This window comes from Pseudaminobacter soli (ex Zhang et al. 2022) (genome assembly GCF_014595955.1).
Classification (GTDB): Bacteria; Pseudomonadota; Alphaproteobacteria; order Rhizobiales; family Rhizobiaceae; genus Kumtagia; species Kumtagia pseudosoli.
In genome coordinates this window covers 60500-72833 of record NZ_JABVCF010000020.1, presented here as the reverse complement: position 1 = coordinate 72833, position 12334 = coordinate 60500, and the positions used below count along the sequence as shown (strand labels likewise).

The 12334-nt window shown below is 62.4% G+C and carries 9 protein-coding genes; 4 read left to right on the top strand and 5 right to left on the bottom strand.

Features of this window, described 5'->3' with window-relative positions; translation table 11 throughout:
- Positions 1–102 precede the first annotated feature (102 nt).
- The 4 genes from HUI96_RS30160 to HUI96_RS26605 all read left to right on the top strand — a co-directional run bounded on the left by HUI96_RS30160 (position 103) and on the right by HUI96_RS26605 (position 5251).
- The gene (locus HUI96_RS30160) at positions 103–2031 is read left to right on the top strand and encodes a M10 family metallopeptidase C-terminal domain-containing protein (RefSeq protein ID WP_188257731.1); all 1929 of its coding nucleotides are present in this window, start codon (positions 103–105) and stop codon (positions 2029–2031) included.
- Between the two features lie 67 nt (positions 2032–2098).
- Positions 2099–2878 carry an NAD kinase gene (locus tag HUI96_RS26615; protein WP_188257730.1) on the top strand — a complete coding sequence of 260 codons (780 nt, stop codon included), beginning with the start codon at positions 2099–2101 and terminating at the stop codon, positions 2876–2878.
- Between the two features lie 177 nt (positions 2879–3055).
- Complete coding sequence (locus HUI96_RS26610; RefSeq protein WP_188257729.1) at positions 3056–4552, top strand: DEAD/DEAH box helicase; 1497 nt, start codon at positions 3056–3058, stop codon at positions 4550–4552.
- A gap of 99 nt (positions 4553–4651) precedes the next feature.
- Positions 4652–5251, top strand: coding sequence for a hypothetical protein (locus HUI96_RS26605; protein ID WP_188257728.1), 600 nt, complete (start codon positions 4652–4654; stop codon positions 5249–5251).
- Positions 5252–5312: 61 nt separating this feature from the next.
- On the opposite strand, the gene HUI96_RS26600 is transcribed toward HUI96_RS26605, so the two are convergent.
- The 5 genes from HUI96_RS26600 to HUI96_RS26585 form a co-directional block, all read right to left on the bottom strand.
- Entirely contained in the window at positions 5313–5972 is a 660-nt protein-coding gene (locus HUI96_RS26600) for an OmpA family protein (protein WP_188257727.1), read from the bottom strand.
- Positions 5973–6233: 261 nt separating this feature from the next.
- On the bottom strand, positions 6234–6620 hold the full coding sequence (locus tag HUI96_RS29690) for a hypothetical protein (protein ID WP_425299309.1): 387 nt from the start codon (positions 6618–6620) through the stop codon (positions 6234–6236).
- 328 nt (positions 6621–6948) lie between these two features.
- Positions 6949–8080, bottom strand: a protein-coding gene (prfB, locus tag HUI96_RS26595) for a peptide chain release factor 2 (protein WP_188257726.1) whose coding sequence is annotated in 2 segments (ribosomal slippage) — positions 6949–8013 and positions 8015–8080 — 1131 coding nt in all. Because the reading frame shifts where the segments join, the coding sequence is not laid out codon by codon here.
- 103 nt (positions 8081–8183) lie between these two features.
- Positions 8184–10631, bottom strand: coding sequence for a penicillin-binding protein 1A (locus HUI96_RS26590; protein WP_188257725.1), 2448 nt, complete (start codon positions 10629–10631; stop codon positions 8184–8186).
- A 202-nt stretch (positions 10632–10833) separates the two neighbouring features.
- The gene (locus HUI96_RS26585) at positions 10834–12072 is read right to left on the bottom strand and encodes an N-acetylmuramoyl-L-alanine amidase (RefSeq protein ID WP_188257724.1); all 1239 of its coding nucleotides are present in this window, start codon (positions 12070–12072) and stop codon (positions 10834–10836) included.
- Positions 12073–12334: the final 262 nt, after the last annotated feature.

Sequence of the window (12334 nt, the reverse complement as noted above, 5' to 3'; positions counted from 1 at the left end):
GATCGACTGAATGAGGGGGGTCAATTTTGGACGCCGATCCTCCCTGCTAAGGGGTCAAAATTGCACGCCGATTCACACGCATATTACGGCGACTCGCGGATTGTGTTCACGGCGACAACCACCGGGACACATTATCTGAGCGCCGGCTCATATTTCGGGCATTCCGCTGGCGACTTCCTCCTCACCGCCGTCAAAGCCAACCCGAAGGGCATGGTGTTCACGAGCGATGAAATCGCCTGGCAGCTGACCAACAATTACAACGAACTGTACAGCGGGCCGGCCGCCTTCAACGTCGGTACGGATGGCACACTGACGGTCAACATCACCGGACTGGACGCGACGGGAAAGCTGCTCTGCCGCCAGGCGCTGCAGGCCTGGTCGGACGTCACCGGGATCAAGTTCAAGGAAATCACCGGCGCGGCAGAGATCACGTTCGACGACGTCGATCCCGACGGGGAGCTTCTATCGGCCTACGCCTATACCAGCACGTCAGGGTCCGTCATCACGTCCGCGAACGTGGTTGTCACGAAGGGATGGCTGGACAAACCCGCGGTTGGCACCCAATTCGGCTGCTATGCTTACGAGACGTACATCCATGAGATTGGGCACGCGCTCGGCCTGGGACATGGCGGCAACTACAACGGCGACGCCGAATACGGGGTGGACAACTACTACCTGAACGATTCTGTCGCCTATTCCATCATGTCCTACATGAATGCGCGGAACGACGACATCTGGGACAATCCCAACACCTTCGTCAACGCCTCCTTCCGCCATATGCAGACGATGTCGATCGCCGACGTGATCGCCATACAGAACCTCTACGGCGATCATTCCAGCACGCGCACCGGCAACACGACCTACGGGTTCAACTCGAATACCGGCAACGCGGCCCTGGATGCCGCCGTCAAGCTCGGCGCCAGCATGTTCATGATGCTCTATGACGACGGCGGCACCGATACGCTGGACTTGCGCGGCTATGCCGGTTCGCAGACCATCAATCTCGGGGCGGAGACGTTCTCGAATGTGCTCGGCGGCAAGTCCAATCTGGCGATCGCCCGCGGCACCGTCATCGAGAAGGCGATCGGCGGCTCCGGTGCAGATGTGATCATCGGAAACAGCGCTGCGAATACGATCGACGGCCGCGCCGGCGCGGACACCATGCGCGGCGGCAGCGGCAACGACACCTATTATGTCGACAACGCCGGCGACGTGGTCCAGGAAGCGTCAGGTCAAGGCACCAACGACAGGATCTTCAGTTCCGTCAGCTACAAGCTTGCTGCCGGGGTAGAGGTCGAGCAGTTGGCGACCACCTCAAGCACCGGCACCGCAGCGATCAACCTCACCGGCAACGAGTATGCCCAGACGATCACGGGCAATGCCGGCGCCAACAAGCTCGACGGCGGCGGTGGCCGCGACATCCTGCGCGGGCTCGAAGGCAACGACACCTACTATGTGCGAAACTCTGGCGATGTCGTCCAGGAGGGCGCGAACCAGGGAACCAGCGACTGGGTGGCGGCGGCGGTCAGCTACGCCCTCGGCAGCGGCGTCCAGGTGGAGGTCCTGTCCACGACAGCCAGCACCGGCAAGACCGCCATCAAGCTGACCGGCAACGAATTCGCCCAGAAGATAACCGGCAATGACGGCAGCAACACCCTGAACGGCGGCCTCGGCAACGACACGCTGACAGGCAGGGCTGGCAACGACAGCTTCCTGTTCAACACGACCCTCAATTCCAAGACGAATGTCGATATAATCACCGACTTCTCGAACGTTACCGGCAACGACGACCGCATCCTGCTGGAAAATGCCGTCTTCAAGGCGCTGACCCAGACTGGGACAGTCGCGGCGTCGGCCTTTTGGAAGAATGCTACAGGCCTCGCACACGATGCCTCCGACCGGATCATCTACGAGACCGACACAGGCAGGCTCTACTACGATGCGGACGGCACAGGGGCAGGCGGCCGAGTTTTATTCGCCGACCTGGCTGCAGGGCTGAACATCACGAACGCCGACTTCGTCGTGGTATAGCCTGCGGCTTTTCAGCCGGGAACGAGCATGCTAACCCGCTGACGACGCCTACGCCGGGAACCTCGACGTGCACGATAAGAGTACCCGAAGGAGCTTTGCCTTCGTCTCCTCCGGGACCGCAGAGGCCGAACTGGCCGCCGCCGAACTGACGCGCACCTATGGGCAGGCGCCCGTGGATGGCGCCGACGTGATCGTGGCCTTGGGTGGCGACGGTTTCCTCCTTCAGACGCTGCGCGAGACAATGGGCACCGGCCAGCAAGTCTACGGGATGAACAGGGGGACCATCGGCTTCCTGATGAACGAATACCGTCTCGACGGCCTGGCCGAGCGGATCGCCGAAGCCGACGCCGAGACGATCCGGCCGCTCGAAATGCAAGCCGTATCCGCCGACGGGACGACAGCAAAGGCGCTGGCCATCAACGAAGTCTCGCTCTTCCGCCAGTCCTATCAGGCCGCAAAGGTCCGGATTACCGTCGATGGCAAGGTGCGGCTGGACGAACTCATCTGCGACGGCCTCATGGTGGCCACCCCTGCCGGCTCGACAGCCTACAATCTTTCGGCGCATGGGCCGATCCTGCCACTCGATGCACCGCTTCTGGCACTCACGCCCGTCAGCCCCTTCAGGCCGCGCCGCTGGCGCGGCGCACTGCTGTCGAACCGCTCGACCGTGCGCTTCGACATTCTCGAGGAGGAGAAGAGGCCGGTGAACGCCGTCGCCGATCACACGGAGATCAAGTCGGTGACCTGCGTCACAGTGCAGGAATCACAGACACTTACGGCGACACTATTGTTCGATGCCGGACATAGCTGGGACGAGCGAATCTTGGTTGAACAATTTCGTTATTGAGCGTGTTGCACGGCCGGAACAAGCTCCTTATATAGCAGACTGGCGAAAGCAGGCAAAAACAGCCTGAAAATATTGACAAATTGGGCACTTGCTCTTATCGCCCCTCTTGATCCCGAATGCGGGATCGCTCGTTGCGGTCGCATACCGCACTATCAAGAAGCCAAAGCAGCCAATCCATTGTCCTCTGACATCACTACCGCTTCTGAAGCGTTGACTTTCGACAAGCTGGGCTTGTCCTCCAAGGTTCTATCGGCCGTTAGCGATGCCGGCTACACTGAGCCGACGCCGATCCAGGCCGGCGCCATCCCCCACGCCCTCGAAGGCAAGGATGTGCTGGGCATCGCGCAGACCGGGACGGGCAAGACGGCCTCCTTCGTCCTGCCGATGCTGACCCGTCTGGAAAAGGGCCGCGCACGAGCTCGCATGCCGCGCACCCTCATCCTCGAGCCGACGCGCGAACTTGCCGCCCAGGTCGAGGAAAACTTCATCAAGTACGGCAAGAACCATCGCCTCAACATCGCACTGCTTATCGGCGGCGTGTCGTTCGACGAGCAGGACAAGAAGCTGGAGCGCGGAGCGGACGTGCTGATCGCCACGCCCGGTCGCCTCCTCGACCATCGCGAACGCGGCAAGCTGCTGCTCAACGGCGTCGAGATCCTCGTCATCGACGAGGCGGACCGCATGCTCGACATGGGCTTCATCCCGGATATCGAACGCATCTGCGAGATGATCCCGTTCACCCGCCAGACGCTGTTCTTCTCGGCAACGATGCCGCCGGAGATCACCAAGCTGACGGAAAAATTCCTTCAGGGACCGGTCCGCATCGAGGTCTCAAAGGCGGCAAGCACGAACACCAGCATCACGCAGCGGATCGTGAAGTCGGGATCGAAGCCCTGGGACAAGCGCGCCGTCCTGCGCGACCTGATCAAGGCGGAGGGCGACGAGCTCAAGAACGCGATCATCTTCTGCAACCGCAAGGTGGATGTATCGGAACTGTTCCGCTCGCTCACCAAATACGAGTTCGATGCCGGCGCGCTGCACGGCGACATGGACCAGCGCGCGCGCATGACCATGCTGAGCAATTTCCGCGACGGCAGGCTGAAGCTCCTGGTCGCTTCGGATGTTGCGGCCCGCGGCCTGGATATTCCGGACGTCAGCCACGTCTTCAACTTCGACGTGCCTATCCACGCCGAGGACTACGTACACCGCATCGGTCGCACGGGCCGCGCCGGGCGCTCCGGAAAGTCCTTCACCATCGTCACAAAATCGGATCTCAAGGCGCTGGACGCCATCGAGAAGCTGATCGGCCAGAAGATCGAGTGGCACGACGGCGACCTTTCCAGCCTTCCGCCCGCCGAGGAGACGGACGAGGCACCGCGTCGCGGCAGGGGCGCGCAGCGAGGCCGCGAGCGGGGCGCGCGATCCGACTCGCGCCAGTCCCGTCGCCCCACTGCAAGCGCACAGCCCGATCAAGAACTTGAAACGGTCATTCAGCCGGATTCGGAAGAGCGGGCGAGCCGTCGCGACGCAATCCGCAGCGAGAACGGCGCCCGCAAAGGCCGCCCGGCGAACGGGCAGGAACAGCGTCGCCACCGTCGCGACGAGGACGATCATCCCGTCATCGGCTTCGGCAACGACATGCCCGCCTTCATGATGATCGCCGGGAAGGTCTGAGGCGCCCAGCTACCGACGCTCACACTCCATCCCATGGCCGAGCTTTCTGCCCGGCCTTTTGAGTGTTACCATCGCTTGGGGCGTCGATGAGGCACCGAGATGGCCGGCACGCTGCATGTCTACGACGACGCATTTCCCCGCGCGCGTGTGGCGCAAGGCCCAATCCGCAATACCCCGAGTTCCGACGAGTTCCGCGCCAACAGCTATCCTGAGCCGTATCGGCTGCTGCCCATATGGGAAGCATCCTCGCCCGCAGTCTACTTCGGAGCGATGGCCGATGCTGCCGAGGCGATGGGCAAGCTCCACCGGCTGATCATCTTCGGTCATGGCCGCGTGGTGAATGCAGCCGAAGGAGCGGGGGTAGTCCAAGTGACGACGGGCATCGTCATAGGCGCTCAGGACATCTCGGCTTCGAATGCTTCGGGTCTGAGTGCGCTGCGCGGAAAATTCGCCAAGCAGGCACAGGCCGAACTCTGGGTCTGCGATGCGGCTGCGGCCGGCAAGTCCGGCGGGCTTTCGGGCCGCGTGTTGTGTCAGGCAATCGCTGACGCACTTCGTGTCGAAGTACTCGCCGCGACCATCACTCAGGAATATACCACCGTAAATCAGGCCGAAATCCTGGACGGCGGCTGGCAGTCGACTGCAGTGTTCCTGCCCTGGGAGGGGACTACCGTCCGGTTCACGCCGCGCCTAGGCTGAGGCGCACTCGGCGCCTCAGCCTACAGTAAGAGCTACTTTGCCCCGAAAGCGAAGCTTACTCTTATTGCGTCAGAGGCGAGAGCTGGATTTCGACTCGACGGTTCTGCGCCCTGCCGGCGTCGCTCGCGTTCGAGGCGACGGGCCTGGTCTCGCCGAAGCCAGTGACCGCGAAGCGGCGCTGATCGACACCCTGGGCGTTGAGGTAGTTCGCCACCGACAGCGCACGCCGCTGCGACAGGTCGAAATTGTGGCTGTCGCTGCCCGTCGAATCGGTGTGTCCGTAGACATCCACCAGAGTCTGCCGATAGCGCTTCAGGACCAGCGCCACGGAATTGAGCACCGGGTAGAAGTCCGACCTGATCGCATCCTGGTCGACCCCGAAGGTGATGTCGGACGGCATGTTGAGGATGATTTGGTCGCCGACGCGCGTGACGCTGACGCCGGTACCCTGAAGCTGAGCGCGAAGCTCGGCCTCGTTCTTGTCCATCGTCGCGCCGATCGCGCCGCCCGCGAGCGCTCCGACGCCAGCGCCGATCAGAACGGCATTTCGCTGCGCGACCTTACTGCCGCCGACAGCCATGCCAGCCAGCGCGCCAAGACCTGCGCCGAGCGCAACTCCACCAGCGGTGTTGGAGATCTTCTGCTCGCCCGTATACGGATCTGTGGTGCAGGCCCCCAGAAAAGCCGCGGCAGCAACCACGGCGACGACCTTCGTCCTCATTCAGAACCCCCTCACTTGCGCAGCCCAAAATCGTGCGCGCGAATCCCTTCGCGACGGTTTCTAGCTTAGATTACGGCAAAAACCGGATCGAGGCCCCCCTCGCCCTCGTTCATCAACATGGAATTCTCGGGACACCTGCCACGAGACAGAACTTGGCCGATCGGCTTCGGCCAGGGGACAGCCGAAGTCGTGCCCTGAGTGACCGCCGCCGGCGAGCGGCGATCATGGGTAAGCGGCTTTGCTTGGAACTATTCTTGCGGGTCAGAACGAACGCGGCGGCACAAACAGGCACACCGTCCGACCGCTGTCAGAGCCGGCAACCGAGCACCAGTGAAACTCTCCGTCCGGAGAATCCCTCAGCCGCGCATCCCGATATCCCAGGACCTCGCCGGTCCTTTGGATGACATAGCCCTCCGGACGCTCCCGGACTGCGGTCTGAGGCACAGCTCGGCAATCGAACCCCGCACAGCAGGAGAACGGGTACTTCCATCCGTTCGGCTGGGCAGCGGTCGGCAGAGCATCATGAGCGACGGCCGAAGTGGCAGTGGCAGCAACTCCGGAGCAGGACAGGACCCAGACAGCGACAAGGCGCAGGACGCGGGGGGAACGCGTATGGCCTTTTTGGCGGAGAGCAGTTTCAGAGTGCATGTGGCTCATTCCTGTGAAACGAGGTCATCAAGCGCAGAGCTTGCCCGTCCCGGAATGTGTCCTCCCGAGGCCCCGTTCGGCGCCATTACGCCGCAAGGCCCTCTCACTCTTCTCCCCTAACCCGCGCAGGCTAGAACCAGCGATGATCGGTGCGAAAACTGTGCTGCACCGGATCACAAAGCAGATTTTCTGCGCACCCGAACCGGCAAACGCACGCCGGCTACGTTAACTCACAACGTTGAAGAAGGTTTCATACCTTTCGGTAAGGATAGGCTGAAGCGCCGGAGCCGAACTCTGCAGCGCTTCAAATGTTCGCGAAACGGCGAACTCAGTCGATGTCGGCGACGGTTTCCCCGGCGCCGCCGTCGATGCGATGCGAGAGCGACGCTTCCATGAAGTCATCGAGGTCGCCATCCAGCACGTCCGAGGGGCTGGTGCTCTCCACGCCGGTGCGAAGATCCTTCACCAATTGATACGGCTGCAGCACGTAGGAACGGATCTGGTGCCCCCAGCCGATGTCGGTTTTGGCCGCCTCAGTGGCGTTCGCCTCCGCCTCGCGCTTCTTGAGCTCCTCCTCATAAAGTCGGGAGCGCAGCATGTCCCACGCCTTGGCGCGGTTCTTGTGCTGCGAGCGCTCGGCCTGGCAGGCGACGGCGATGCCCGTCGGGATATGGGTGATGCGCACGGCCGAGTCGGTCGTATTCACGTGCTGGCCGCCGGCGCCCGAGGAACGATAGGTGTCGATGCGCACATCTGACTCGGGAATCGCTATGTCGATCGTATCATCGATGACCGGATAGACCCAGACGCTGGCGAACGAGGTGTGACGGCGCGCATTGCTGTCGTAGGGCGAGATGCGCACCAGGCGATGCACGCCCGATTCGGTCTTCATCCAGCCATAGGCGTTGTGACCCTTGATCAGCACGGTCGCCGACTTGATGCCCGCCTCTTCGCCGTCGTGCATTTCGAGCACCTCGATCTTGAAGCCGCGGCGCTCGGCCCAGCGCGAATACATGCGCAAGAGCATAGAGGCCCAGTCCTGGCTCTCGGTACCGCCCGCTCCGGCATGCACTTCAAGATAGGTGTCGTTGGCGTCGGCCTCGCCCGAGAGCAGAGTCTCGATCTGACGCGCCTTGATCTCGCCGGAGAGCGACCGGATGGCCGTCTCCGCCTCGGAAACGATGCTCTCGTCGCCTTCTTCTTCGCCGAGTTCGATGAGGCCGACATTGTCCTCGAGCGCCTGCGAGAGCCGCCGGATGGATCTGATTCCATCGTCCAGGCTCTGGCGCTCGCGCATCAGTTTCTGCGCTTCCTGGGGGTCGTTCCAGAGGCTCGCGTCTTCGGCGCGGCTGTTAAGGTAGTCCAGTCTCTTTAGGGCTGCATCCCAGTCAAAGATGCCTCCTCAGCAGGCTTATGGCCTGCTTGATTTCGTCGACAAGCTTCTCGGTCTCTGCACGCATGGCAGTAAGCGATCCTTCCGATCTGCGGAGATTATCAGTGGGGCGCGGACCATATTCAGGTGCCGCTGCTCTGTAAAGCTATCTAGGTCCTGAGAGAGGCGGATCAATACAGACCGCCGCCGCCCTCGCTGATCGCCTTGCTGGCCTGGGGCGAAAGCTCCTCTGCCGAGATGCCCCCGTCGTCCATGCCGATGACCCAATAGCTGTCGGCCGGCCCAGTGCCGGGCTTGAAGGCCTCGATAATCGTGCCGCCCTCGCCCTCGGCGGCCTGCATGCCCGTCTTGCGGTTGATGGCGATGAGCTTCATGCCGTCAGGTACGTGGAAATCGACAACCGGCTGGTCCTTAAGCGCCTCAGCCATAAACTCCTTGAAGATCGGCGCCGCGAGGCCGCCGCCCGTTGCGCCCTTGCCGAGCGACTGCGGCTTGTCGAAGCCCATGTAGAGACCGACCACCAGATTGGGGGTGTAGCCCATGAACCAAGCGTCCTTCTCGTCATTGGTGGTGCCGGTCTTGCCGGCAATCGGCCGTCCCAACTCGGAGAGCGTGACAGCCGTACCGCGCTGCACCACACCCTCCATCATGGAGGTGATCTGGTAGGCGGTCATCGGGTCGAGCACCTGCTCGGCATTGTCGATGAGTTCGGGCTCCTGCTGTTCTGCCCATTCCTCGGCAACGCAGCCCTCGCAACCTCGCTCGTCGTGCTTGAACACGGTCTTGCCGTAGCGGTCCTGGATGCGGTCGACGAGCGACGGCTTGATCTGTCTGCCGCCGTTGGCCATCACCGAATAGGCGGAGACCATGCGCATCACGGTCGTCTCGCCCGATCCAAGCGACATGGCGATGTGCGGCGGCATCTTGTCATAGACGCCGAACCGCTCGGCATATTCGGCGACGAGTTTCATGCCCATGTCATTGGCGAGGCGCACGGTCATCAGGTTGCGCGAGCGCTCGATGCCCTGCCGCAGCGTGGATGGACCGGCCGCCTTGCCGTCGTAGTTTTTCGGCGTCCAGGTCTGGTTGCCGATATGGATGGTGACCGGCCCGTCCATGATCACCGAAGCCGGCGTGTAGCCATTGTCGAGCGCGGCCGCATAGACGATCGGCTTGAAAGACGAACCCGGCTGTCGCTGGGCCTGGGTAGCGCGATTGAACTCGGACTCGGAGTAGGAGAAGCCGCCGACCATAGCCAGGACGCGGCCGGTATGCGGGTCCATCGCGACAAGGCCGCCTGAGACCTCCGGCACCTGGCGCAGCATGTAGCCGTCCTTGCTTGTCTTCTCCTCGACGAAGATCACATCGCCCGGCTTGAGCACATCGGCCGGCGAATCCGCCTTGACGCGCTTGCCGTCGACGACATGACGCATTGCGAAGCTCATGTCCTCCTTGGAGACGGTGCTGGTGATGCGCTCCTCGGAGAGTTTGCCGGACACCTCGCGCTTCGGTTGCAGGCCGATGGTCAGCCCCGACTTGTCCGCATCGATCACGACAGCGAGCTTCCACTCGGGCACGTCGTCAAGCTTCTTTATTTCGCCCAGCGGTACGCCCCAGTCGCCGGCCATATCGATGTGCTTATAGGGACCGCGATAGCCGCGCAGACGATCGTACTTCAGAAGACCATTCTGCATCGCCCGACGCGCGATGCGCTGCATTCTCGGGTCGAGCGTAGTCCGTACCGAGAGGCCGCCTTCGTACAGCGCGGTCTCGCCATAGCGGGCGATGATCTCGCGGCGCACCTCTTCGGTGAAATACTCGCTCGCGAACACGTATCCGCCATTGCGGCGCGGCGTGACGCCAAGCGGCTCGCCCTTGGCCTTCACACCTTCCTCGCGCGAGACGTAGCCGTTCTCGACCATCTGGTCGATCACCCAGTTGCGGCGCTCGATCGCGCGGTCGGCGTATCGGAAGGGATGATAGTTGGACGGACCCTTCGGAAGCGCCGCAAGGTAGGCGGCTTCGGCCACGGTGAGTTCGTTGACCGACTTGTCGAAATAGGTCAGCGCAGCGCCGGCTATGCCATAGGCGCCAAGCCCGAAGAAAATCTCGTTGAGATAAAGCTCGAGGATGCGATCCTTGGAATAAGCCTGCTCGATCCGGAATGATAGCAGCATTTCGCGGACCTTGCGGTCGTAGGTCTGGCTGGCGTTGAGCAGGAAATTCTTCGCCACCTGCTGGGTTATGGTCGAGGCGCCGACCGGGCGACGGCCGGAACCGGCGTTGCGGACATTGGTGACGACCGCCCGGAACAACCCGGTCACGTCGATGCCGGGATGTTTGTAGAAATTCTTGTCCTCGGCCGAAAGGAAGGCCGCCTTGACGCGGTCAGGCACCGCCTGGATCGGCAGGTACAATCGCCGCTCACGCGCGAACTCGCCCATGAGCGAGCCGTCCACAGCATGGACGCGGGTGGTGACGGGGGGCTCGTAATTGGCGAGCACCTCATAATCCGGCAAGTCCTTGGCCAGATGGGCAATATACATCGCCACGCCGCCCGCCACGAGCAGCGCGAGCATGGTGCCCACGCCAAAGAAATAGCCGATGAGACGAATCATTTCCTCTCCAGAACTAGGTTCGGCCGTTAGGTTGGTCCCCCGGGGCATCGGCAAAGCAAACCGGCCTACCCTGGCGTGACATACCCTTGTCGCCGCCATGTGGACAAAATGGGGCAGACGACGCGTGCAATTTGCGACCGTCCCCGGAATATCCTGTTATGCGGCTCCGCCGCAACGAACGTTTCGTTACGGTCCATTAGATTCACCCGCCTGCCTGTTTGGCGGCGGCGAACTTGGCAATCGCGTCGGCGATCGAGGAAATGGCCTTGCCGCGCCATTCGGGATCGCGCAACTGCGCCTCGTCCTTGGGATTGGAGAGATAGCCGAGTTCGACCAGCACTGAAGGGATGTCGGGTGCCTTCAGCACCTTGAAGCCGGCGAAACGATGAGGATTGTTGATCACGCCCACGCTGTCGGAGAGTTCGCCGACCAGGGTCTTGGCGAATCGGATTGAGAATCCGTGAGTCTCGCGGCGGATCAGGTCGACCAGGATGTCCACGACCTCCTGATTCTCTTCCTCGACCGGCATGCTGGCGAGTTGGTCGGACAGGTTTTCTCGGTCGGCGAGTGCTTGCGCCTCTGCGTCCGAGGCCTTGTCCGAGACCGTATAGACAGTCGCGCCCCGGATCCCCTTCAGCCGGATCGTGTCGGCGTGGATCGATATGAAGAGGTCCGCGCCGCGCTGGCGGGCAATGCGCACGCGGTCGTCCAGGCGCAGGAATTCGTCGCTGGTGCGGGTCAGATGAACCTCGTATCGGTTCTCCTGGCGAAGCTTGGCGGCAAGCTCCAGAGCGAACGCCAGCGTGATCTGCTTCTCGACCGTACCGTTCACGCCTTCGGCGCCACCGTCGATGCCGCCGTGACCGGGGTCGATGACCACGGTAAACGGTTTAGCCGTATGCGCCGAATCCGCTGCCACCCTTCCCTCTTTGGCCGCGGCGGCCGTCGAGCCGGTTGTCGCCGCCTGATCGGCAAGCGCCGCCTCGAACTGCTGGTCGCTGGCGGCGGCGATGTCGAGCGCCAGCCGATAGCCTTGCCCATGCTCGTCCGGAAGGACCTGGGCGTCCTCGACGGTAAACGGTCCCTTGGTGGCGAGGATCACGCGCGCCCTACCCTCGCCGGCGGCGCCATAGCGGACATCCTTGACCAGGCCGAGCGGCTTCAGTGCTTCTGGCTCGAACACGAAGCGCGTCTCGGGCAACTCTACAACCAGCTGGTGCGGCCCGCGCAGCAGCATCCAGTGTAGATCGGGCTCTGCGTCAAAATGGATCACGACGCGCATGCGGGTTGCGTCGCCCGCCATCGTGAAGTCGCGCGCCGTAAGATTTTGGGCAGATGCGCCGGAGACAAAACTGACCGTCGCTGCCAAAACCGTGACGATTACGGCGAAAAATGCCGAATATGCTTTTGTGCAACGAAGACATTCTTGGGCGCTACGCATGAAAAACCTGCCCGAACCGCGCGTGATGATCTGCGGCCCCAGGGGGCATGCGTGGCTCACTTAACGACTGGTATGCAGATAAGGTTAACCAACCTTTGCGATCCGCCCACTGCGATCCCATATTCAACGGCGGGCAATCGCAATGCGGGGTTGCCATAAAGTCGGCCAAATCATAAAAGCGATGTCGGTACACTGCCATGCCCGGCGACCGGTGCCGCTCGTTGGAGCGCATCAGGCTGGAAGCAAATGCGGCTGTTAGCCC

Bases quoted from the DNA above. Each gene is read 5' to 3' on its own strand.
- HUI96_RS26605 (WP_188257728.1), top strand. From the start codon at position 4,652: ATGGCCGGCACGCTGCATGTCTACGACGACGCATTTCCCCGCGCGCGT.
- HUI96_RS26600 (WP_188257727.1), bottom strand. From the start codon at position 5,972: ATGAGGACGAAGGTCGTCGCCGTGGTTGCTGCCGCGGCTTTTCTGGGG.
- HUI96_RS29690 (WP_425299309.1), bottom strand. From the start codon at position 6,620: ATGCACTCTGAAACTGCTCTCCGCCAAAAAGGCCATACGCGTTCCCCC.
- HUI96_RS26590 (WP_188257725.1), bottom strand. From the start codon at position 10,631: ATGATTCGTCTCATCGGCTATTTCTTTGGCGTGGGCACCATGCTCGCG.
- HUI96_RS26585 (WP_188257724.1), bottom strand. From the start codon at position 12,072: ATGCGTAGCGCCCAAGAATGTCTTCGTTGCACAAAAGCATATTCGGCA.